Origin of the sequence: Thermomonas sp., assembly GCF_035369645.1 — a bacterium.
Classification (GTDB): domain Bacteria; phylum Pseudomonadota; class Gammaproteobacteria; order Xanthomonadales; family Xanthomonadaceae; genus Thermomonas.
Genome location: NZ_DAOOUM010000026.1, coordinates 3,372 through 25,871, shown reverse-complemented (window position 1 = coordinate 25,871; position 22,500 = coordinate 3,372). Strand labels below are relative to the sequence as shown.

Here is a 22,500-nt window from a genome sequence, read left to right as displayed (position 1 = left end):
AATGTGGATGAGGAGCAAGGTGCATGCAGGCAGTCGAGATCACGGAGAGTGCATGCGCACCCACGCCCACCCTCAGCGTGTTGGTGCCGGTGTACAACGAAATTGAAGTACTGCCAGCGTTCCACCAGCGCATGACGGCGGTGTTGCGTGCCAGTGTGGATACGTATGAAGTGTTGTATGTCAACGACGGCAGCAGTGATGGTTCGTTGGCATGGCTGGAGCAGTTGTGTGGGGTGGATGCCAATGTGGCACTGGTCGATTTGAGCCGCAATTTCGGCAAAGAAATCGCCATGGCCGCCGGTCTTGACCACGTGCGTGGCGAGGCCGTGGTGGTGATCGATGCCGACTTGCAAGACCCGCCAGAGTTGATCCCGCAATTGCTGACCCAATGGCGTGCCGGCTACGACAATGTGTATGCAAGGCGTCGCCGGCGTGAAGGCGAGACATGGCTAAAAAAATTCAGCGCAGCGTGGTTTTATCGCATCATCCGAAAACTCTCGCGTGTGGATATTCCGCAAGACACTGGTGACTACCGCCTGCTCAGTCGGCGCGCAGTGGAGTCGGTGCGCGCATTGCGTGAACAGCACCGGCTGATGAAGGGCTTGTTTGCGTGGGTGGGTTACCCTTCGGTGGCAGTGGCGTATGACCGCGATCCGCGCCATGCCGGGCACACCAAATTCAACTACTGGAAGCTGTGGAACGTGGCCATCGAGGGCATTACCTCGTTCACCATCGCGCCGCTCAAATTGGCAACGTATTTTGGTTTGCTGGTGGCGGTGCTGGCCTTCATTGCGATGGCGGTGTTGATTGCCAAAACCTGGTTGTACGGCGATCCGGTGAAGGGCTACCCATCGTTGATGTGCGTGATTTTGTTCTTGGGCGGCATTCAATTGACCGCGCTGGGGATGTTGGGCGAATACATCGGGCGCATGTTCAACGAGGTCAAACGACGGCCACTGTATTTCACCAAGCAATATGTGCCGTCACGTCATGGCCAGCGCTGAGTTGCGCGTGTTGGCGCGGCAGAGCGTGGGCTATGGCATCGTTGGCCTGCTTGCGCTGGCAGTGGATTGGAGCTGCTTTGTGGCGCTGACGTGGTGCGGCATGGCGGTCGTTCCTGCCAATTTGTTGGCACGGATCAGCGGTGCCGGGATTTCTTACGGGCTCAATGGCAAATATACGTTTCGTGGCCCGCAGGGCAGCCGGCTGGGGTGGCGGCGTTTTATGCGGTTTGCATCGGCATGGGTGGTGGTGACGATCATCGGGACGATCGCCATGCAGATGATCCACACCCAAGTGGGGATGCATTGGGCATGGCTGGCAAAGCCCGTCGTCGAGGTTGCCTTGGCCGGGATCAGTTTTCTGACCTATCGGCTATGGATTTATCGCTGATAGGTGCGTAGGGACACACGCTGCAATTGCGCCGCCTGCCGGAACAGGCGGCGTCGCCAACGTGGCAATCAACCCAGCGCCGCTTCCAGCTCCGGCAAGATCTGGAACAGATCGCCCACCAAGCCAAGATCGGCAATTTCAAAAATCGGCGCATCGCCATCTTTGTTGATGGCCACGATGGTGCCGGCATCTTTGATGCCGGTCAGGTGCTGGATTGCGCCGCTGATGCCCACTGCCACATAGAGTTCTGGCGCAATGATTTTGCCGGTTTGGCCCACCTGCAAATCGCTGGGCACGTAGCCGGCATCCACCGCTGCGCGTGAGGCACCCACGCCGGCACCGAGCTTGTCGGCCAATTGGTAGATGATTTTGAAATTTTCTTCCGAACCCACACCACGGCCACCGGAAACCACACGCTTGGCGCTTTGCAGGTCGGGGCGGTCAGACGCACCGGCGGCCAGCCCGATAAAGCGGGTGTGGCTGGGCAGGCTGGCATCCACATTCACAGCCGTCACGCTGGCGGTGCCGCCTTGCGCCGCTTCGGCCCACGAAGCGGTGCGCACGGTGGCCACCACGGTCTGGTCGGGCGGTGCTTGCACGCTGATGATGGCGTTGCCGGCGTAGATCGGGCGTTTGAAGCTGTGGCTGCCGTCCACCGCCATCAAGTCGGAAATTTGGTTGACACCCAGCAGCGCGGCCACGCACGGCATGAGGTCCTTGCCGAAGGTGGTGGAGGGGCCAAACACATGCGTGTAGCCGGTGGCTAGGTGGGCAATTTGCGGTGCCAGCACTTGTGCGATGGCCTGCGCATTGGCGGCATTGGCCACGCTGAGAACGCTGTTGACGCCGGCAAGTTGCGCCGCTTGTGCGGCCACATCCGTCGGGTCAGCGGCCAGCACCACGATGTCGATGGCGGCAGGTGCCAATGCCTGCGCAGCGGTGACGCATTTGGCGGTGGCGGCATTGAGTTTGCCGTTGGCGTGTTCGGCAACGATGAGAACCTTGGACATTACAGCAACCCCTTTTGCTTGAGCGCGGCCACCAGTTCGGCCGCATCTTTCACCATCACCCCACGGCTACGCTTGGCGGGTGCGGCGTAGGCGGTGGTGGTCAGTGAATCGTTGGCATCCACACCCAAATCGGCAAATGCAATCGTTTCCAGCGGCTTGCTCTTGGCCTTCATGATGTCGGGCAGTTTGATGAAGCGCGGCTCGTTCAAACGCAGGTCGGTGGTGACCACGGCGGGCAAGTCCACTTCCAGGGTTTCCAAGCCGGCATCGACCTCCCGCACGACGGTGGCTTTGCCGTCGGCAATCGTCAGTTTGCTGGCAAAGGTCGCCTGCGGGCGGCCCCACAAGGTGGCCAACATTTGCCCGGTCTGGTTGGCATCATCATCAATCGCTTGTTTGCCCAGCAACACCACATCGGGCTGTTCTTTTTCGATCAACTTCAGCAGCGCACGCGCCGCCGTCAGCGGTTGGATGGCGGCATCGGTCACCACGTGGATGGCGCGGTTGGCACCCATCGCCAAGCCATTGCGCAGATGCGGTTGTGCGTCGGCGGGGGCAAGGGTGACGACCACCACTTCGCTGGCGATGCCGGCATCGCGCAGACGCAGGGCTTCTTCCAGTGCGATGTCATCAAATGGATTGGGCGAGAGTTTGACGCCATCGGTGACCACACCGCTGCCGTCCGGTTTGACTTGGATGCGGACATTGGAGTCCACCACGCGCTTGTAGCCGACGAGAATTTTCACCGTGACAATCCTTGCAATAGCGGAAATCGGGGCCCCAAGGGCCAGCCGCCTATTTTAACGGACGCCGGCGGCGGCCGCAGAAAAATGCGGAATTGCCCAAAGGTACGCTGGGTGTTCTCGCACGAATCGCTAGAATGGCTGCTCTACCCCGCGTTGGAGCACCGCCCGTGGCAACTGCCAAGAGCAAACTTTACCCAAGCGCTGCCGCCGCCCTCGATGGGTTGGTGGCAGATGGTCAAACCCTTGCCGTGGGCGGCTTCGGCCTGTGCGGCATTCCCGAGGCCTTGATCGCCGCACTGCGCGATTCGGGAGTGAGCGGCTTGACCGTGATTTCCAATAACGCCGGTGTGGACGGTTTTGGCTTGGGCCAATTGCTGACCACACGGCAGATCAAAAAAATGATTTCGTCGTATGTGGGCGAAAACAAAGAGTTCGAACGCCAATTTTTGGGCGGCGAACTGGAGCTGGAATTCAACCCGCAAGGCACGCTGGCCGAGCGTCTGCGCGCCGGCGGTGCCGGCATCCCCGCCTTTTTCACCGCCACCGGCTACGGCACGGTGGTTGCCGAAGGTAAGGAGACCCGCGCGTTCGATGGCCGCATGTATGTGCTGGAAACCGCGCTGAAGGCCGACGTGTCGCTGGTCAAGGCGTGGAAGGCCGACAAGGCCGGTAATCTGGTGTTCCGCAAGACCGCGCGCAACTTCAACCCGGCGGCGGCGATGGCCGGCAAAGTGTGTGTGGTGGAAGTGGAAGAATTGGTGGAGATCGGCGCGATCGAGCCCGACCACGTGCACCTGCCCGGCATCTATGTGCAGCGCATCGTGGTCAATGACACGCCGGAAAAACGCATCGAACAACGCACCATTCGCCAACCGGAGGGCAACTGACATGGCCTGGACCCGTGAACAAATGGCGCAGCGCGCCGCGCAAGAACTCACCGATGGTGCCTACGTCAACCTGGGTATCGGCTTGCCCACGTTGGTGGCCAACTACATTCCCGAGGGCATGGATGTGTGGCTGCAAAGTGAAAATGGCTTGCTGGGCATCGGCCCATTCCCCACCGAAGCCGAACTCGATGCCGACCTGATCAATGCCGGCAAGCAAACCGTGACCGCGCAGCCGGGCGCGAGTTTTTTTGGCAGCCATGATTCGTTTGCGATGATTCGCGGTGGGCATATCGACCTGGCCATCCTGGGCGCGATGGAAGTCACCGACAAGGGCGACCTGGCCAACTGGATGGTGCCCGGCAAGATGGTCAAGGGCATGGGCGGCGCGATGGATCTGGTGGCCGGCGTGCGCAAGGTGGTGGTGCTGATGGAACACGTCACCAAGGCTGGCACCTCGAAGATTTTGCCGCAGTGCACACTGCCACTGACCGGCGTGGGTGTGGTCAACCGCATCATCACTGAGCTGGGCGTGTTCGATGTCACCCCGCAAGGCTTGAAGCTGGTGGAACTGGCCGATGGCGTAAGCCGTGAGGAAGCAGTCGCAAAGACCGGCGTGCCGTTGCACTGAGCTATCGCGGGGGCCGCCGACAGGCGAATCCCTTTCGCGAATGTCCTCCGGCAGCGGCGTTGCCGCTGCCTCCTCCTTGATTTCGCTACAGGGGTTCGCCTGCCGGTGGCTCTGGTCGGATAGAGAGGGAGTTATCCTGACCCATTACGGATGCCGTGATGGGGTTGGCCGATGCAACGTGACGATGTACTGATACTGGGTGGCGGTCACAACGGCTTGGTGTGCGCGGCGTATCTGGCCGCAGCGGGCTTGCAGGTGCGGGTGTTGGAGCGCCGCCATATTGTGGGTGGCGCGGCGGTGACCGAGGAATTTCATCCCGGCTTTCGCAACTCTGTTGCCAGCTACACGGTGAGCTTGCTCAACCCCAAGGTGATCCGTGAGCTGCGTTTGCATCAGCACGGTCTGCGCGTGGTCGAGCGGCCCTATGCCAATTTTTTGCCGCTGCCGGATGGGCGCAGTTTTCGCCTTGGTGGCGAGCACACGCAGGCGGAAGTGGCGAAGTGGTCGGCGCGCGATGCGCAGCGGCTGCCCGAGTACTACGCGATGCTGGACCGGATTGTGGTGGTGCTGCGCGAATTGATCCAGCGCACGCCGCCCAATGTCAGCGACCGCTTTGTGCTGGCCGACTGGCTGCACTCGGCATCGGTCGCCAAACAGTTGAAACATTTGGACATGCGCGGGCGTCGCGACTTGCTGGATATGTTCACCAAATCCGCCGGTGAATTGCTGGATGATTGGTTTGAGGGCGCGCCGCTGAAAGCCGCACTGGGTTGGGATTCGGTGGTAGGCAATTTTGCCAGCCCGTACACCCCCGGCAGCGCATACGTGTTGTTGCATCACGTGTTTGGCGAGGTCAATGGCAAGGCCGGCGCGTGGGGACATGCGATTGGCGGGATGGGCGCGATCACCCAAGCCATGCGCAGCGAATGCGAAGCGCGTGGCGTCATCATCGACACGAATGCCGAAGTGGTGCGGTTGCTGGTGCAAGGCGGCAAGGCGGTGGGCGCGGCCTTGGCCGATGGTCGCGAGCTGCGTGCGGCAACAGTGGTGAGCAATCTCAACCCAAAATTGCTGTACACCCACTTGGTCGAGCCCGCGCAGTTGGATGCCGACACCACGCAGCGCATGCGGCGCTATCGCTGTGGTTCGGGCACCTTCCGCATGAATGTGGCATTGAGCGAGCTGCCGGATTTTTCGGCGATGCCGGGCCGCCACTTGCAGCCGCATCATCAAAGCGGAATCTTGATCGGGCCGTCGCTGGCGTATTTCGAGCAGGCCTATTTCGATGCCAAATCCAAAGCCCACAACGCCGGCTGGGCGCGCCAACCGATGGTGGAGGTGGTGATTTCTTCGACCCTGGACGACACCCTGGCGCCCGCAGGCCAGCACGTGGCCAGCTTGTTTTGCCAGCAGGTGCACCCGGAGGTGGCGGGAGGTTGGGACGCGCACCGCGACACCGTGGCGCAGCTGATGATCGACACCGTTACCACCTACGCGCCCAATTTTTCACGCAGCGTGCTGGGCTATGAAGCCTTGAGCCCGCTGGATCTGGAACGCCGCATCGGTCTGATTGGCGGCGATATTTTTCATGGCGCGTTGGGGCTGGATCAAATGTTCAGCGCACGTCCACTGCTGGGCCAGGGTGCGTATCGCGGGGCGTTCAAACACCTGTACTTGTGCGGTGCCGGCAGCCACCCCGGCGGCGGTGTCACTGGTCTGCCGGGGCGCAATGCCGCGCGTGAAATTCTCAAGGATTTGCGCAAAGGCCCGCGTCCAGATTGAGGGCACATGACGGGCACATGGCCTGCATGTGGCCTGCATGTGGCGATCCCCGCGTTGAAAGAAGTAACGCCAGCCGCAATGCCAGAGTCTTGCCATGGGTCGCACCCCGTTGTTTCGTCTGTTGCAACGCGCCGCGGCCATTGCGCGCGCCGCGCAACAGTCGCGTATGCCGCTGGATGAAGTGCACGCGCAACTGCAAGTGCGACGTATCGACTGTCAGCGCCGGCGCTTGCTGCAAGGGGCAGGTGCGGGCGTATTGCTAGCCGGTTGCGCCAGCGCGCCGCGCATCCTGCCGCCGACGCAGGATGCGGCAGTGATCATTGTGGGGGCCGGCATCGCCGGGCTGACTGCAGCGTGGCGGTTGCGCCAGCAAGGCGTGCGCGTGCAGGTGTATGAGGCGCAGTCGCGCGTGGGTGGGCGCATGTTGTCGTTGCGTAATCATTTTGCCGATGGACAAGTGGTCGAGCTGGGGGGTGAGTTGATCGATTCCGGGCATACCTACATCCGCACGTTGGCGGGTGAGTTGGGACTGATACTGGATGATTTGTTGCAAGGGGATAGCGATCACGACTGTTGGTATTTTGATGGTCGCTTGATCGATGAAGCCGAAATCGTGCGCGCGTTTGAACCTGTCGCTGCCGCTATTCAGCGTGATCTTGCAACGGCGGGCGATGGGCCGTATGACGCCACCGATCATCACCCCGGTTTCCAAGCATTGGACGCCCTCAGTATTGCCCAGTGGCTGGACCGACATGGCATCTCTGGCTGGTTACGCAAATTACTGGACGTGGCCTACACCACCGAGATGGGGCTAGAGATCGACCAGCAGTCGGCGATGAATCTGCTCACCTTCATCGGCAGCACCGGCAACGACGCATTCCATATTTTTGGTGACAGCGACGAGCGCTTCCATGTGCGTGGCGGCAATGATTTGATCCCGCAGGTGCTGGCATCCCAATTGAGCGACGCTATCCAGACAGGACATGTGCTGGAAGCGCTGCGCGGGGATGCCGGTGGCTATGTGCTCAGCTTCCGCGCGGGTGTGGCCTCACGCCAGGTGCGCGCGGCCCAAGTGATATTGGCGCTGCCATTCACGCTGCTGCGCCAAGTGCAGTTGGACGTGGCGTTGCCGGTGCTGAAACGACGCGCGATCGACCACTTGGCGTATGGCAGCAATGCAAAATTGATGATCGGGTTTGAACGCCGCATCTGGCGCGAGCATCACGCCAATGGTGCATCGATGAGTGCGTTGCCCTATCAAACCAGTTGGGAGACCAGCCGCAAGCAAGCTGGCCGCAGCGGGGTGCTGACCAATTTCACCGGCGGTGCCCACGGCCTCGCGCTGAGGCAGGGCAGTGCCAAACAGCAGGCCGAAGCAGCGGTGCGCGAACTGGATCGCGTATTTCCCGGCGCGGCTGCCGCGCGTGGCAACGCCACTGAGGCGCGCATGCACTGGCCTTCCAACCCGTGGGTGCAAGGCAGTTACGCATGCCTGCAACCGGGCGACTGGGCAACATTGGGTGGGGTGATGGGCGCGTCGGTCGGCGGCCTGCATTTTGCCGGAGAGCATTGCTCGATCGAAGCGCAAGGTTTTATGGAAGGCGGTTGCGATTCCGGTGAGCGGGCAGCCAAGGCGGTACTGGCGCAGCGTGGCAGCCACGATCTGACCGTTTGATTTGTTGAACCTGCGAGTATTTTTTTGCAGTGCAGCGTGCATTGACCCCGGCCCATCCCGCACGATCCACCCGCGTCCCGACGTGGGGGAGGGAGCAGGCCCGCTGAGACTTCGGTCTTGGCGGGTTTTTTATGGGCGCAATGCCACAATCGGCAGATGAATGACGATCCCGATACCGCATTGACGACCTTGCGCACGCGCGCCCTGCAACGTCTGCACGGCGCAGGTTGCGTATGGCAAGACGACACCCCACTGCTGCGCTTGGCGCAGGCCAGTGATTTCGCCATCGACACGCTGTGCGCACAACCCGATCTGCTGACGCAGTTGCAGACCACCGCAGCAGCACCGTTGACAATGCCGCTGCTGGATGCAGACAACCGTGCCGAGTGGCCGCGTCTGCTGCGCCGCTATCGGCAGGCCGAATCCACCCGGCTGATTTGGCGCGATGTGATTGAAGGCGCAGCGGTGGATGACATCTTGGCCGGCAGCACGGCCTTGGCCGATGCCTGTTTGCAAAGCGCACTCACTGCGCTGGAAGCCGAGTTTGCGCAGCGCTTCGGGGTGGTGCGCGATGCGCAAGGACAGGCGCAGCGGTTGGTGGTGTTTGGCCTGGGCAAGCTGGGTGGTGGCGAGTTGAACTTCAGTTCGGATGTCGATCTGGTGTACGCCTACGCCAACGAAGGCCAGTCCGATGGTGCGCGCAGTCTGCATGCGCAAGATTATTTTGCGCGGCTGGGCCAGCAATTGGCCAAGCTGCTGGATGAAGTCACCGCCGACGGGTTCTGTCATCGCGTGGATTTGCGCCTGCGCCCATTTGGCAATGCCGGGCGCGTTGCGTTGTCGTTTGCGGCGATGGAATTGTATTTCCAGCGTGAAGGCCGCGACTGGGAGCGTTACGCCTGGCAGAAAGCACGCTGCGTGGCCGGGGATATCGACGCGGGCGAAGCCTTTCTTAGCGCATTGCGGCCATTCGTCTATCGACGCTATTTGGATTACGGCGCGCTGGATGGCCTGCGGGCGATGAAGGCAATGATCGCCGCCGAAGTGGCGCGCAAAGACATGACCGATGACATCAAGCGTGGCCCCGGTGGTATTCGCGAAATTGAATTTTTGGTGCAGGCGCTGCAACTGATCCGGGGTGGGCGTGAGCGCGAGTTGCGTGAACGTCGTCTGCTGCCCGCCTTGCGTGCCTTGGTGGCCAGTGGCCACGTGGATGTGGCGACCGGCGCGATGTTGGAGCAGGCGTACCGATTTTTGCGCACACTGGAAAACCGCATCCAAATGTTGGCCGATGCGCAGACTCATGCGTTGCCGGAATCGCTGCTGGCACGCACGCGAATTGCGTGTGGATTGGGGTATCCCGATTGGCCGGCACTGGATGCCACGCTGACGGCGCAACGTGCGCAGGTGGCCGAAGAATTTGCGGCATTGTTGGCCCCGCGCCAGCGCGTGCGCGACGGCAAGCATAATTTTTCTGCGTATTGGCACAGCCTGCCCGAACACGCCGATGCCGCGGTGTTGGCAGATGCAGGGTTTGAAGCAGCCACCGAGCTACACGCCAGTCTGTGCGATGTTGTGCGTGCACCCGGTGTGCGCGATTTGAGCGACACCGCGCGTGCGCGGCTGGATCGGGTGTTGCCGGCCTTGTTGTTTGCCGCATCCACATCGGCGCAGCCGGATGCGGTATTGCAGCGGGTATTGCCCTTGCTGCATGCAGTTTTGCGGCGGACGAGCTACTTGGCGTTGTTGGATGAGCAGCCGGCGGCCTTGCAGCGCCTGGTCGATGTGCTGGCGCGCAGTGCATTGTTGGGCGAACGTCTGGCGGTGTATCCATTGCTGTTGGATGAGTTATTGGATGTGCGGGTCAGTGGGCAATTGCCGGATGCGCAGGCCATGCAGCGCGAATGTGCAGCGGCACTACGCGGCAATGACACCGAAGCGGCCTTGGATGCGCTCAACGAAGTGCGGCAAGCACTGAGTTTCAGAATGGCATTGGCGTTGTTGGATGCGCGAATCGACGCCCAAGATTGCGCCCGGCGATTGGCATGGCTGGCCGATGCCGTGGTGGCCTGCACCTTGCAACTTGCGCAAGATGACATGCATGCCGCGCATGGCGACATTGCAGCGGGGCAGTTTGCGGTGCTGGGTTACGGCAGCCTGGGCGGTGAAGAACTGGGCTTTGGCTCCGATCTGGATTTGGTGTTTTTGTTTGATGCGCCGACCGATGCGGTGTCCAACGGTGCGCGCCCACTGGATGCACCGCGTTGGTATGCGCGGCTGGGGCAAAAAATCGTGGCCTTGCTGGGTGCACGCACCAGTGCTGGGCGCTTGTTCGATGTCGATGTGCGGCTGCGCCCGGATGGGGCCAAAGGCTTGCTGGTTTCAAGCCTTGCCAGCTTCGCTGATTACCAGCGCACGCGCGCATGGACGTGGGAGCATCAAGCGCTGGTACGCGCACGCGGCGTGGCGGGTACGCCGGCGCTGCTGGCCACGTTCGAGCATCTGCGCAGCGACGTGCTGGCCAGCCCGCGCGAGGCAGACCGCTTGCGTGAAGATGTGGGCAAGATGCGCATCAAAATGCGTGCGGAATTAGACCGCAGCGATGCGGTCATGTTCGACCTCAAACAAGGTGCGGGTGGTTTGGTCGATTTGGAGTTTTTGTTGCAATGGATCGTGCTGCGGCATAGCGCAACCCAGCCCGCACTGCGCACTCCGCGCAGCAGCGCGGCACTGCTGTACGCGGCGCAAGTGGCGGGTGTCTTGGATGCCGACACCCATGCAGCTTTACGTACGGCGCATGCCTTGCTGTTGGATGTTGGCTTGCGCTGCACATTGGACCGACGCCCGCGACGTGCCGCCTACGATGCACCGATCGAAGCAGCGCGGGCGATGATTGCGGCGGCGGTGCGCGCGCAGGGGTTACAGGTCAGCGACTGCGCTGCACCGTGAGAGTCACGCCGCCGGCAACTTCAACCGTTGCCGCACGGTTGCCGCCACCCGTGCGGTTTCGCGCAGGGGCAGGGCTTCAAAATGCGCCAGTGTCGCGTCGTGTGTGCGGTCATGCGCATCGCCGTGTGGCATGTGCAGTGGGCGGGCACGACCACGCGCTAGCAAGGTGTCGATAAAGCCGCGCAGGCGGCCTTGTGCGCAGCTGGGTTGCGCGATGAACAGCGGCGCATAGGTTGCGGCCGCTTCGCTGAGCATATTGACCGAGTCAGGCGTACACACGATGCGGTCGGCATTGGCCAATAGGCCAGCATAGGCATTGGGGCCATCGCCGGTGTCGCGCCAGCGCAGACCAGGGAGGCGTGCGTTGATCTGGCCCATCACCTGCCGCCATGCTGCCGGTGTGCGGCGTGACGCAATCACGCTGAAACTTCCGCTTTCGGCTTGTGCTTGTTGCGCCAAGCGCTGTAACAGCGCAGAAAATTCGGCATCCGCCAATGGCGCATGCCGGGTGGGCCCGCCCACCAGCAACACGCTATGCGGGCTGGGTAGCATCGCCAGTGCGGGGAATGCGGAAATGGCGCGCAACAACCAGTCATCGTCCACCGGATGCAAACTGCCGATCAGCGGCACCACATTGTCTCCGCGCACTGCATCGTGTTCGGGTACGAGCAGCAGATCCCAGTGGCGAGCATCGATCCGTGGGTCAAGAATTTGCACCGCTTGGCTGCCGCGCATGCGCAACAGGCGTGTTGCTAAAGCGGCTTGGCGGCCACAGCCAATCGCCAGTGCTGGAGGCGTTTGCTGAGCGAGCTGAAAGGTTGCGCCTAGTGGTGCGGACAGCAGCGGCCAAGTGCGTGGGGCCAGCTGCCGTGCCAGCCAACTTGGGTGCAGGATGCATTCGCTGGCGTGGGCGTTCAGTGCCCGCGCCAACGCCAGTGCTTGCCGGGCATTGCCGGCATGGCCATCGTGAAGGGCAAGCGTGGGCGTCATGTCACAGGGTCATTGTTGCAATATTGCGTCTGATTCGTTGCAACTAGGTATGTTTGGATTTATCTGTAGAACTATACACTGTGCACCAACATCAACGCCGTAACTTCGAGGAACGTATGACTTCGCAACTGAATGACGCCGCGCACGATCAATTATTCCGCACGGCACGCACCTATAACGCTTTCAGTGGTGATATTTCCGACGCGACCTTGCAGCAGCTGTATGACTTGCTGAAATTTGGCCCCACCGAGGCCAATACCACGCCGGCACGCATCGTATTCGTGAAGTCCGCAGAGGCCAAGGCCAAGCTGGGGCCGGCGCTTTCTGAAGGCAATTACAACAAGACCATGGCCGCACCCGTGGTGGCGATTGTGGGCTATGACCTGCGTTTTTTTGACAAGCTGCCGGTGCTGTTTCCGCATACCGATGCCAAGAGTTGGTTTGAACACCGCGACGCCGATAACTTGGCGTGGGTGGCGATGCGCAGCAGCAGTTTGCAAACCGCGTATTTGATCTTGGCGGCGCGTTCGCTGGGACTGGACTGCGGGCCGATGACCGGCTTCGACAATGCCAAGGTGGATGCCGCATTCTTTGCCGGCACTTCGATTCGTTCCAATATTTTGGTCAACCTGGGCCATGGTGACCCCGCCAGCATCTTCCCGCGTTCACCACGGCTGTCGTTCGATGAAGCTTGCCAAATCGCCTGATCCCTCGGCTGTTGTTTCCTCATCTGGAGCTCACCATGAACAAGATTCGCCCCTTGTTATTGTCCGCCGCGCTGGTTGCTGGTGTGTTGACCTTGGCCCAGCCGATGGCTGTGGCGGCACCTGCCAGCAAGGCCGCCGCCACGGCGGTGGTCGCGCTGAAGCCGGTATCCGGGACATACACGCTTGATCCTAGCCACACCAATGTATTGGCGCAGTGGACGCATTTTGGTTTCTCGCAGCCCAGCGCCGAGTTCCGCATCAGCGAAGGCACGCTGGTGTTTGATGCCGCAAACGTCGCCAAGTCCAGCGTGACAGTGAGCTTCCCGATCATGCAGATCGACACCTTCGTGCCGCAATTGGACAAGCACCTGCAGGGCGTAGATTTTTTTGATGCGGCCAAATTCCCCATGGCCAGCTTCAAAAGTACTGCCGTTAAGTCTGCGGGGCTCAACAAGTTCACCGTGGTCGGCAATCTGACCATCAAGGACATCAGCAAGCCGGTGACCTTGGCGGTCACCATGAATGGTGCGGGTAAACACCCGATGGCAGGCAAACAGGCGATTGGTTTTACCGCCACCGCCAGCATCAAACGCAGCGATTTCGGCGTGGGTGCATATGCCCCCAATGTCAGCGACGAAGTGCATTTGCGCATCACCACCGAAGGCATGTTGGCCGATGCGCCAACGGTCGCAAAGTAAGGTGACGCCGTGATCATCGAACGCCCCTCGGCCCAGCGCGGCGATGTTGCGCTGGATTGGCTGCACAGCCGGCACACGTTTTCGTTTGGGCAGTACTACGACCCGGCGTGGATGGGCTTTGGGGTGTTGCGGGTGCTCAATGACGATGTGGTTGCCGCCGGTGGCGGTTTCGCCCCGCACCGACACGCCAATATGGAAATCATCAGTGTGGTGTTGGAGGGCGCGCTTGCGCACCAAGACAGCGCCGGCCACAGCGGCGTGATTCGCGCCGGTGATGTGCAATGGATGAGCGCCGGGCATGGCATCGAGCACAGCGAATACAACGGCTCGGATACCGAGGCCGTGCATTTTTTGCAGATTTGGATTCAGCCGGAGCGGCTCAACTATCAGCCGGCCTACGATCAAAAGCATTTCCCATTGGCGGCGCGGCGTGGACGCTGGGTGGTGGTGGCCGCCCCGCAGGGCGTGGATGGGGCGCTTGCCATCCGCCAGCAGGCCACGCTGGCGCTGGCGCGCTTGGATGCGGGCGAGCCGCTGGAAACAGCGCTGGATCCCAGCAAGCGGCACTGGCTGCACGTGGCCAGTGGCGCGGTGATGCTGGGTGAACGCACGCTTGCGGCGGGGGATGCACTGGGCTTCGTGGAAGCGTCCGGCAGCTTGCATTTGCAAGGCGTGGCGGCGGTCAGCGATCTGTTGTGGTTGACGCTGCCGGGCTGAGGGCGGCACTGGTAAACTGCACGGGTGTCCGCAACGTTTGTCTCACTATGGCCGAGCCCGCCCGCACCCCATCCACCACCGCCAAGCCGCAGCAGCGCCACGAGGTGCATCGCGCCGACCTGCCGCTGAGTTGCCCATTGCCCGCGCATGCGGTGTGGAACGAACACCCGCGTGTGTATCTGTCGATTGTGGAAGATGGCGGCCAAAGCCAATGCCCGTATTGCGGCAACGTGTACGTGTTGGTGGACTGAGTTGCAGCACCGCGCATGCGCCGCCTGACCGTGGTGCAATTGCTGCCGGCGCTGGACGCTGGTGGTGTTGAGCGTTCCACCTTAGAAATTGCCGATGCCTTGGTTCGCGCGGGCCATCGCGCCATCGTAGTGTCGGCCGGTGGACGCATGTTGCCGCAGTTGCAAGCCATCGGCGCACAGCATGTTGATCTGGATATCGGCAACAAATCGCCGCTGACGCTGCGGCATCTGCGTGCGCTGCGTGCGCTGTTGTTGGATGTCGATGCCGACATCGTGCACGCGCGTTCGCGGCTGCCGGCGTGGCTGGGCTGGTGGGTGCTGCGAAGCATCCCCGCCGCACGCCGGCCGCGTTTTATCACCACCGTGCATGGCTTGAATTCGCCTTCACGCTACAGCGCCATCATGGCCCGTGGCGAGTACGTGATTTGTGTGTCGAAGACGGTGCGCGACTATGTGCTTGCGCATTACCCGCACACCGACTCGGCGCGCCTGCAGGTGATTCCGCGTGGCATCGACCCGGCGGCCTTCCCGCGCACGGCCCGGCCCGACCTTGGCGCACGCGCGCAGGTGGCCGCCCTGCATCCGCAATTGGCCGGCAACGGCCCGTTGCTGGTGCTGCCCGGGCGCGGCACGCGGCTGAAAGGCCACGCCGATGCCATCACACTATTGGCGCAGTTGCGCGCTGGTGGCGTGGATGCACGGTTGTGGATGCCCGGGGCACGGCAGGCCGGGCGTGGCGCATATTTGGATGCATTGGCGCTACAGGCACAGGCTGCGGGTGTGGCGGATGCCCTAGCATTCACCGCGCCCACCGCCGACATGCTGCAAGCCTATGCCGCCAGCGATCTGGTGTTGCAGCTCTCGCGCAAGCCCGAGGCCTTTGGGCGCACCGTGATCGAGGCGCTCTCGGTCGGGCGGCCGGTGCTGGGCTGGGCGCATGGTGGCGCGGGAGAATTGCTGCGACAGTTGCAACCACAGGGGGCAGTCCTAGCGTTCGATGCGACGGCATTGGTGCAGTGCGCGCGCGCATTGTTGGCGCAGCCACCGCCATTGCCGGTTACGATGCCCTACACCTTGGCCGCGATGCAGGAGGCGACGTTGTCGCTGTACCGGAGAGTCTGTTCCCCATGAATACCGTTGCGCCGTCCAGCTCGCCTGCGATGTTGCGTTGGGCACCCGTGTGGGTGTTGGCGTTTGTTGCACTGTGGCCATTGCATGGGTTTGCCGAATTACTGCTGGTGCTGGGCGCGTTAGGCGCGCTGGCAACCTTGCTGGTGCGGCGTTTTCGCGGTGGCACCCAATTGCTCAGTGGGCCGGCGTGGGCATTGACCAGTGTGTTGTTCTTCACCTATTGGTTGCCTGAGTTGGTATCGGCCGTGGATGCGGTGGACACCTGGCGGTCACTGCGCGAAGTCTTGATCGACCTGCGTTATCTGCCGTTTCTATGGTTGGTGGCCGCCGCCGTGGCCAGCAAAGAAGGTTGGCAGAAGACCTTTACTGGGCTTGGCATCATCGCCTGGGTGTGGACCGGTGATGCTTTGATCGAAGCAGTCATCGGGCACAGCCCGCTGTTTTGGTTGATCGACCATGCCCGCATTGCGGTGACCGGGCGCAGCATGTGTGCAGGTTCCACCTTGGTCGCCGACCGCTTGGGCGGCGTGCTGGGGCCATGCAACCTGAAGCTGGGTATCTTGCTGGCCAGTCTGTCGCCGTTTGCACTGGCATTGGCGTGGAAAAGCTTTGGCCGGGTGGGGTGGTTGCTGACTGCGTTAGGCATTGGGCTGGTGATTATTTTGGCCGGTTCGCGGGCGTCTTGGATCGCTTATGCCTTGGTAATGCTGTGGAGCGGCTGGCGCGCGCTGGGCTGGAAGCGGTTGACCCTGCTGTTTGTCGCCGGGGCCTTGGCTTTGGGCTTGGCAACGGTGCTATCGCCGCAGGTGCGCGGGCGCGTGCAGTTGACCGCACAGGCGCTATCGGCCAACGAGACAGGTGTGGATGCTGCATTGAGTGGGCGCGGACGGATTTGGTCGGCAGCCGTGTGCATGGTGCGCGAACACCCCATCAACGGCGTGGGTGTGCGCGGTTTTCGCGATGCTTTTCCTGCCTGTGACCCCCAGCCCGGGGTGGTGGCGGCATGGGGCACTGGGGTGGCGCTGCATGCCCATCAGATCGTGCTGGAAGTGCTGTCTGAAACCGGGCTAGTAGGGCTGTTGATTTGGCTGGCAGGTGCCGCATTGGCTTGGCGGGCATGGCGATTTGCCGATGCCGCTGCGCGTGCACGGGCACGGCCGGCGATGCTGGCATTGGCGGTCAGCGTGTTTCCACTGAATACCCATCTGGCCGCGTATTCCACGTTTTGGGGCAGCGTGCTGCTGCTGCTGGCAGCGCTGTATGCCGGTAGTTTGTTGGGCCGGGATACGGACTGAGTCTGGCCAAGATGGGGCGTTGCAAGGCGCAAGTGTTGATGTGGCTCGGGCGCTGGGTGGCAGGGCTGTCGGCACCGGCGCGCGCACGCTTGGCATGGGTTTTATTGCGCTTGCCGTTGCTCAATAACCGACGCCGCAAAATTGCACGGATCAACCTGGCGTTGTGCTTCCCGCAATGGGATGCCAACGCCCGCGGCACATTACTGACACGCACCCTGCAGTCCAATGCGGTGGGCGCACTGGAAACCCTGCGCGCATGGTTTGCCACGCCGCAACAATTGGCTGGTAGTGCCGTCATCGAGGGGCTTGCACATCTGCAAGACGCATTGGCCGAAGGCCGCGGCGTGGTGGTGGTGGGTGCACATTACGATGGCATCGAACTGGCCATGCGCCACGTGGCCGATGCAATCGCGCAGCCGATGCCGATTTTGGTGCGCCGGCATAACGACCCTGCCATCGAGGCGGTGGTGACGCAGGCGCGGGAACGTTACGCCGGTCACACCTTCGACAAAAAAGACATTGCCGGATTTGCCGCGCAAGTGCGCGCCGGCAAGGCCGTGTTTTATGTGCCCGATCAAAATGCCGCGCGGCGCACGGTATTTGTTCCATTTATGGGCGTGCAAACCGCAACCTTGGGCGCGATTGGCGGCGTGTTGCAACGCTGCGGTGGGCGCGTGCTGCTGTTGTGGGCGCGGCGTGATGCGGCGGGTGTGCAGCATATCCAGCTGCAGCCGGCGTGGCCAGATTGGCCTAACAGCGATGACAGTGTGACCGCAGCGCGGTATATGGCGTGGATCGAGCAGCGCTTGCAGGCTGCGCCGGAGCAGTACTTGTGGGTGCATCGCAGATTCAAGACGCGGCCACCCGGTGACGCCCCGGTTTATTGATACAACACGTTGTCCGGCTGCTCGGGCTGGCGTTTGAAGCGGCGGTGGATCCACAAATATTGGCTTGGTGCAGCGCGGATCATGGTTTCGATTAGGGCCATCACCCGCGCGGTATCGGCGCTGGCATCTGCCGAGGGGAAGGCTTCCAGTGCCGGAGTAAGCCGCAGGCAATAGCTGCCATCGGGCATGCGGACATGCGCAAAACCCAGCACCGCCGCGCCGGATAGGCGTGCCAGTTGGTGGGTGGACGTCAGGCTATAGGCGCTATGGCCAAAAAATGGCACATACACACTCTCGCCACGGCGGGTGTCTTGATCGGGGGCAAACCACAGCAGGCCGCCTTGTTTGAGATGGCGCAGCGCCGGGCGCAGTTCTTCGCGGGTGAACATCGCGCTGGCATAGCGCATGCGGCCACGGCGCACGGCCCATTCCATCGGCCCGGTGGCGTGAGGGCGGTACATCCCGGCCAAAGGTGCATGCGCGCACATCAAGCGCGCGGCCATTTCCAAGGTCACAAAATGCCCCGAAATAATAATCACACCGCGCCCCCCGGCTTGCGCGGCGGCGAGATGCTGCAAACCTTCCACCTGCACGCGCCCTTGCATGGGCGCGACCGAGCCCCACCACGCGCGGGCAAATTCAAACAGGCCGATACCCAATTGCTGAAAACTTTCACGTAAAAGTGTTGCTTGGGCGGGGGCATCGAGATCTGGGAAGCACAGCGCAAGATTGCGCGCGGCCACCCGCCGACGGCTGCGCAAGAGCACGGCCAACAGCGGGCCGATGCGCTTGCCCAACCATTGCTGCAAGGCCCATGGCAGGCGTGCCAGCAGCATGCACAGGCCAACCCCCAGCCACACCGGCCAATACCGGGGCGAGAAGCTGGGGCGGTCGAATTGGGGGGCTGCTGCATTGGCGGACATACGGGGATTCTACCGGGGGCTGTGGCTTCGCTATCCTGTGCGGATGCAAACCGACTTCACCGAGCGGGTGCTGCGTGGCGTGTACTCGGCCGCGTTGTATCTGTTATTGCCCATCACCTTGTATCACCTGATCTGGCGCGGATTCCGTCAGCGTGCCTATTTTCAGCGCTGGGATGAGCGTTATGCCAGCTATGCCGATGGCGCTGCACAAGCGCCACTGTGGTTGCATGCGGTGTCGGTGGGTGAGGTGAACTTGGCGGCGCCATTGGTGGCGCAATTGCGGGCGCAGCGCCCGGATTTGCAGCTGGTGGTGACCACCATCACCCCCACCGGTTCGGCACGGGCCCGCGCGTTGTGGGGCGACTCGGTGGCGCATGTCTATTTGCCGTATGACCTACCCGGCGCGGTGGGGCGGTTTTTGACGCACTTCCGGCCCGCGCTGGCGCTGATTGTGGAAACCGAATTGTGGCCCAATCTGCTGTTTGCCTGCCGTGACCGCAACATCCCCACCCACATTCTCAATGCACGATTATCAGCGCGCTCGTTGCGGGGCTATCGCGTGCTGGGGCCACTGATCCGGCGCGCGCTGAGCAGTGTGGCCTTGGTGGCAGCGCAATCTAACGACGATGCGCGCCGGTTCTTGGAATTGGGGGCGCTGCCCGAGCGCGTGCAAGTGACCGGCAACTTGAAATTCGACATGGCACCCGTGCAAACCTGCCAAGTGGAAACGGCATTTGCCGCAGCGCTGGGTGCGGCGCGTCCGGTATGGATTGCGGCCAGCACGCATGAGGAAGAAGAAGCCGCTGTGTTGGAGGCGCATCTGACTTTGCTGCGCAGTCATCCGGATGCCTTATTGCTGTGGGCACCGCGCCACCCGGAGCGTTTCCGCGCGGTGGCGCAGCGCGCCAGCGATATCGGGCTGGTGGTGGCCACGCGCTCACAGCAGCAATGGCCGCAGACCAGCACGGGGGTGTTCGTCATCGACACCTTGGGTGAATTGCTGAATTTTTATGCCTGTGCACAGGTGGCCTTTGTGGGCGGCAGTTTGCAGGACATCGGTGGGCACAATTTGTTGGAGCCCGCCGCCACCGGCACCGCCATTCTCACCGGACCGCATCTGCATAATTTTGCCGATATCGCACGCCGTCTGCGGGAGGCGCAGGCCATGCGCATGGTCACCGATGCCGCATCGCTGGCACGCGCGCTGTGTGAATTGTTTGATGATGCCGACGTGCGGCAAGCCTTGGCCCAACACGCCGCGCAACTCTTGCAAGAAGGGCGCGGCGCACTGGCACGCACCCTGACCTTGATTGCGCCGAAGTTGCCGCCAGCAGCGGGAATCTAGCTTTCTTTGTGTGAACGCTAGACCCTCGCCGGCAAGATCGGTAGACCGGCAAGACCAGCCGATTACTGCGTCGCCAAGCTCTTATCAATGGCCTTATCGGTCGTCAGCAGACGATTGATGTCTTCAACATCACTGACATCCAGTGTGCCGGCGGCTTGATCGAGCAACAACCGGCTTTGCAGGAAGTTGTACTTGGCTTGGGCGTAGGCCTGTTGCGCGCCAAACAAGGTGCGCTGGTTATTCAGCACATCCAGCACGGTGCGGGTACCTACTTCCAGGCCCACTTGTGAGGCATCGTAAGCGCTTTGTGCCGATACCAGCGCCAAGCGACGCGCTTCAACTTCGCTGATGCCGGCCACCAGCGCTTGATAGGCGTTGCGCGTGCTGCGCTCGATCGAGCGCTTGGTTTGTTCCACGCCATCGGCAGCGGCATCGCGCTGGGCCAGTGCGCTGCGCACACCGGATTGGGTGGCCAAGCCCGAGAAGATGGGGATGTTCAAAGTCAGGCCAACGCTGGTGCTGGCTTTGTTGGCGCCGATAAATGCCGGGTCATACAAGCCGGTGATGGCCTTGCCATACGAAGCCGTGAGACCCAGCGTGGGGTAGTGCCCCGCACGTGCGGTCTTGACCGACGCCTCGGACGCATCCAGGCCGGCACGCTGTGCTTTCAATGACGGGTTGTTATCCAACGCGCTGGCGACCCAGGCATCCACACCCTTTTCTGACGGCAGCGCGGGCTTGAAGTCATCGGGCAGCGCTTTGAGGTTTTTCACCGGGGCATTGGTGATTTCGATCAAGGCTTGATACGCATCTTGCGCGGCATTGCGGGCCAACAACGTGTTGGCGCGCGCACCGTCGTATTGGGCGCGGGCTTCATACACGTCGGTAATGGGGGCCAAGCCGACGTCCAATCGTTTGCTGGCGTAGTCAAATTGCTTTTTCAGTGCGGTTTCGGCGGTTTCGGCGGCGGCCAGTGTTTCCAGCTGCACCAAAACGTTGAAGTATGCCGCCGATGTGCGGGTGATCAAGGTTTGCCCAGCGGCTTCCAAGGTGAAGCCACCGGCGCGGTCTTGTGCCTTGGCGCTCTCCAAATTGCTGTAATTGCCGAAGTTGAACAGCGATTGCTGCATGTTCACCCCCCACGATCCGGTACGCACGCCACCCACGCCGTGATCGGCACGATTGGCGCCAATACTGCCGCCGATATTGGGCAGCAGCGCCGCACGGGCTTGCACCGGGCGCTCGGCGGACACCAGTCGGTTGGCTTCGGCGCTGGCGTATTGCGGATCGCTGTTGCGTGCGTTGTGATAGCTCTGGAGCAGGTCATCGGCTTGCGCCGCAACAGGCAGCAAGGCAAGGGCAAGGGCAAGGGCAAGTGGGCGACGCAACATGGGGAGAATCCTTAGCGGGGCTTACAGGGTGAAGGTGGGCGTAGGCGCTGCGCCCACCAGATAGGGCAGGTCGGTTTCAAACAACGTTTCAATGCGGCTGCCGTTGACCGTGCGATGCACCAGTGTCGCCTCCAGTAACGGTGATTGACCGTGCACGATGAACATGCGTCCATTCGGGTTCAGCCATTCCATAAAGCGTGTCGGAATCTGCCCGACCGCACCAGTGACACAAATCACATCGAAGCTGCGGCCGGGGTTCCATGTCATCGCATCGGCACAGCGCACGGTCACGTTGCCAATGCCTTGCGTGGTCAGTCGCGCCTGCGCGGCTTCGGCCAAATCGGCATGCAATTCAACGCTGATCACCTCGCGCGCCAAGCGCCCCAAGCAGGCGGCCAGATAGCCGCTGCCGGTACCAATTTCCAGCACGCTTTCATGTGCTTGTGGCAGCAGCGCCTGTAGGCAGCGGCCTTCCAATACTGGCTTCATCATCACCTCGCCGTGGCCCAACGGCAGTGCAGTATCGGTATAAGCTAGGTTGCGCAGCGCATCGGCCACAAAGGCCTCGCGCGGCAGTGCACCAATTGTGTCCAGTACGCGAATATCCAGCACATCCCAAGGACGTACTTGCTGTTCCACCATGGTTTCACGGGTGCGGGCGAAGTTGATATTCATGCAGGGAAAATCCGTCACTGGGAACCGCGTAGTGTAATGCGCCGAGGGTCTTGACTGGTGCGCAGTGTGAGCGTGTTGGTACACCAGCACGCAGTGCCGGAAGTCACCGCCACTCTTGGCAGCAGGGGCTGTCGTTCAGCGCTGCGCATAGGCGCGTAAAAACAAGTCGACCACGCTCGTGATATGCGTCTCCACGCTGTCGGCGCAACCACTGTTACCGCCACAGCAGCCGCCAAGGACGGCACGCGCGTGTAGATCGCCTTTGAGCAGGGTGAAAAAGTGACTGGCCGCCCGCGCGGGGTCGTCGATGTCCAGCTCGCCGGCGGCGATCCGGCGTTCCAGTAGCGCGGTGAAGGCCTCGTTGACGCGCTTGGGGCCGGCATCCCAAATCATTGTGGACAGACTGCTATCGGCCACTTGC

22 protein-coding genes are annotated in these 22,500 nt (G+C 62.0%); 15 read left to right on the top strand and 7 right to left on the bottom strand.

What is annotated here, in order from left to right:
* The first annotated feature begins 23 nt into the window (after positions 1-23).
* Positions 24-1,004 (top strand): glycosyltransferase family 2 protein, encoded by a 981-nt coding sequence (locus PK789_RS06640; protein WP_288968375.1) that lies wholly within the window; start codon positions 24-26, stop codon positions 1,002-1,004.
* Positions 991-1,392 (top strand): GtrA family protein, encoded by a 402-nt coding sequence (locus tag PK789_RS06635; RefSeq protein ID WP_288968374.1) that lies wholly within the window; start codon positions 991-993, stop codon positions 1,390-1,392. The genes PK789_RS06640 and PK789_RS06635 overlap by 14 nt, the downstream gene beginning before the upstream one ends.
* A 68-nt stretch (positions 1,393-1,460) precedes the next feature.
* Here PK789_RS06635 and PK789_RS06630 read toward each other — a convergent pair whose 3' ends face one another.
* Positions 1,461-2,402: an electron transfer flavoprotein subunit alpha/FixB family protein gene (locus PK789_RS06630; protein ID WP_324307892.1), complete on the bottom strand. Its 942-nt coding sequence runs from the start codon at positions 2,400-2,402 to the stop codon at positions 1,461-1,463.
* Positions 2,402-3,148, bottom strand: a complete 747-nt coding sequence (locus tag PK789_RS06625; RefSeq protein WP_324307891.1) for an electron transfer flavoprotein subunit beta/FixA family protein — start codon at positions 3,146-3,148, stop codon at positions 2,402-2,404. The genes PK789_RS06630 and PK789_RS06625 overlap by 1 nt, the downstream gene beginning before the upstream one ends.
* A 167-nt stretch (positions 3,149-3,315) precedes the next feature.
* On the opposite strand from PK789_RS06625, the gene PK789_RS06620 reads away from it, so the two are divergent.
* The 5 genes from PK789_RS06620 to glnE all read left to right on the top strand — a co-directional run bounded on the left by PK789_RS06620 (position 3,316) and on the right by glnE (position 11,069).
* On the top strand, positions 3,316-4,035 hold the full coding sequence (locus PK789_RS06620; protein WP_503011914.1) for a CoA transferase subunit A: 720 nt from the start codon (positions 3,316-3,318) through the stop codon (positions 4,033-4,035).
* 1 nt (position 4,036) lies between these two features.
* Complete coding sequence (locus PK789_RS06615; protein WP_324307887.1) at positions 4,037-4,663, top strand: CoA transferase subunit B; 627 nt, start codon at positions 4,037-4,039, stop codon at positions 4,661-4,663.
* A gap of 171 nt (positions 4,664-4,834) precedes the next feature.
* On the top strand, positions 4,835-6,445 hold the full coding sequence (locus PK789_RS06610) for a phytoene desaturase family protein (protein ID WP_324307886.1): 1,611 nt from the start codon (positions 4,835-4,837) through the stop codon (positions 6,443-6,445).
* 94 nt (positions 6,446-6,539) lie between these two features.
* Positions 6,540-8,120: a flavin monoamine oxidase family protein gene (locus PK789_RS06605; RefSeq protein ID WP_324307885.1), complete on the top strand. Its 1,581-nt coding sequence runs from the start codon at positions 6,540-6,542 to the stop codon at positions 8,118-8,120.
* 156 nt (positions 8,121-8,276) lie between these two features.
* Complete coding sequence (gene glnE, locus PK789_RS06600) at positions 8,277-11,069, top strand: bifunctional [glutamate--ammonia ligase]-adenylyl-L-tyrosine phosphorylase/[glutamate--ammonia-ligase] adenylyltransferase (protein WP_324307884.1); 2,793 nt, start codon at positions 8,277-8,279, stop codon at positions 11,067-11,069.
* Positions 11,070-11,072: 3 nt separating this feature from the next.
* On the opposite strand, the gene PK789_RS06595 is transcribed toward glnE, so the two are convergent.
* A complete protein-coding gene (locus PK789_RS06595; RefSeq protein ID WP_324307883.1) occupies positions 11,073-12,059 on the bottom strand; it encodes a mitochondrial fission ELM1 family protein in 987 nt (328 codons plus the stop codon).
* A 116-nt stretch (positions 12,060-12,175) separates the two neighbouring features.
* Between PK789_RS06595 and PK789_RS06590 the strand changes: the two genes are divergently transcribed.
* Genes PK789_RS06590 through PK789_RS06560 form a run of 7 tightly spaced genes read left to right on the top strand, consistent with a single transcriptional unit; the run spans position 12,176 to position 17,745 of the window.
* Positions 12,176-12,766 (top strand): malonic semialdehyde reductase, encoded by a 591-nt coding sequence (locus PK789_RS06590; RefSeq protein WP_324307882.1) that lies wholly within the window; start codon positions 12,176-12,178, stop codon positions 12,764-12,766.
* A gap of 35 nt (positions 12,767-12,801) precedes the next feature.
* On the top strand, positions 12,802-13,464 hold the full coding sequence (locus PK789_RS06585; protein WP_324307880.1) for a YceI family protein: 663 nt from the start codon (positions 12,802-12,804) through the stop codon (positions 13,462-13,464).
* Between the two features lie 9 nt (positions 13,465-13,473).
* Positions 13,474-14,181, top strand: coding sequence for a pirin family protein (locus PK789_RS06580; protein ID WP_324307878.1), 708 nt, complete (start codon positions 13,474-13,476; stop codon positions 14,179-14,181).
* Positions 14,182-14,228: 47 nt separating this feature from the next.
* Positions 14,229-14,432: a zinc-finger domain-containing protein gene (locus tag PK789_RS06575; protein WP_324307876.1), complete on the top strand. Its 204-nt coding sequence runs from the start codon at positions 14,229-14,231 to the stop codon at positions 14,430-14,432.
* Positions 14,433-14,447: 15 nt separating this feature from the next.
* On the top strand, positions 14,448-15,563 hold the full coding sequence (locus tag PK789_RS06570; protein ID WP_324307874.1) for a glycosyltransferase: 1,116 nt from the start codon (positions 14,448-14,450) through the stop codon (positions 15,561-15,563).
* Complete coding sequence (locus PK789_RS06565; protein ID WP_324307873.1) at positions 15,560-16,858, top strand: O-antigen ligase family protein; 1,299 nt, start codon at positions 15,560-15,562, stop codon at positions 16,856-16,858. The genes PK789_RS06570 and PK789_RS06565 overlap by 4 nt, the downstream gene beginning before the upstream one ends.
* Before the next feature lie 11 nt (positions 16,859-16,869).
* Complete coding sequence (locus PK789_RS06560; RefSeq protein WP_324307871.1) at positions 16,870-17,745, top strand: lysophospholipid acyltransferase family protein; 876 nt, start codon at positions 16,870-16,872, stop codon at positions 17,743-17,745.
* Here the strand turns inward: PK789_RS06560 and lpxL are convergent.
* Positions 17,739-18,668: an LpxL/LpxP family Kdo(2)-lipid IV(A) lauroyl/palmitoleoyl acyltransferase gene (gene lpxL / locus PK789_RS06555; RefSeq protein WP_324307870.1), complete on the bottom strand. Its 930-nt coding sequence runs from the start codon at positions 18,666-18,668 to the stop codon at positions 17,739-17,741. The two genes, PK789_RS06560 and lpxL, sit on opposite strands and share 7 nt — an antisense overlap.
* Positions 18,669-18,711: 43 nt before the next feature.
* Here lpxL and waaA point away from each other — a divergent pair, with 43 nt between their 5' ends.
* A complete protein-coding gene (waaA, locus tag PK789_RS06550; protein ID WP_324307868.1) occupies positions 18,712-20,013 on the top strand; it encodes a lipid IV(A) 3-deoxy-D-manno-octulosonic acid transferase in 1,302 nt (433 codons plus the stop codon).
* A gap of 62 nt (positions 20,014-20,075) precedes the next feature.
* On the opposite strand, the gene PK789_RS06545 is transcribed toward waaA, so the two are convergent.
* The 3 genes from PK789_RS06545 to PK789_RS06535 form a co-directional block, all read right to left on the bottom strand.
* On the bottom strand, positions 20,076-21,404 hold the full coding sequence (locus PK789_RS06545) for a TolC family outer membrane protein (RefSeq protein ID WP_324307867.1): 1,329 nt from the start codon (positions 21,402-21,404) through the stop codon (positions 20,076-20,078).
* A 21-nt stretch (positions 21,405-21,425) separates the two neighbouring features.
* Positions 21,426-22,079 carry a protein-L-isoaspartate O-methyltransferase family protein gene (locus PK789_RS06540; RefSeq protein ID WP_324307866.1) on the bottom strand — a complete coding sequence of 218 codons (654 nt, stop codon included), beginning with the start codon at positions 22,077-22,079 and terminating at the stop codon, positions 21,426-21,428.
* 135 nt (positions 22,080-22,214) lie between these two features.
* The coding region (locus PK789_RS06535) for a TetR/AcrR family transcriptional regulator C-terminal domain-containing protein (RefSeq protein ID WP_324307864.1) at positions 22,215-22,500 on the bottom strand (286 nt) is incomplete at its 5' end.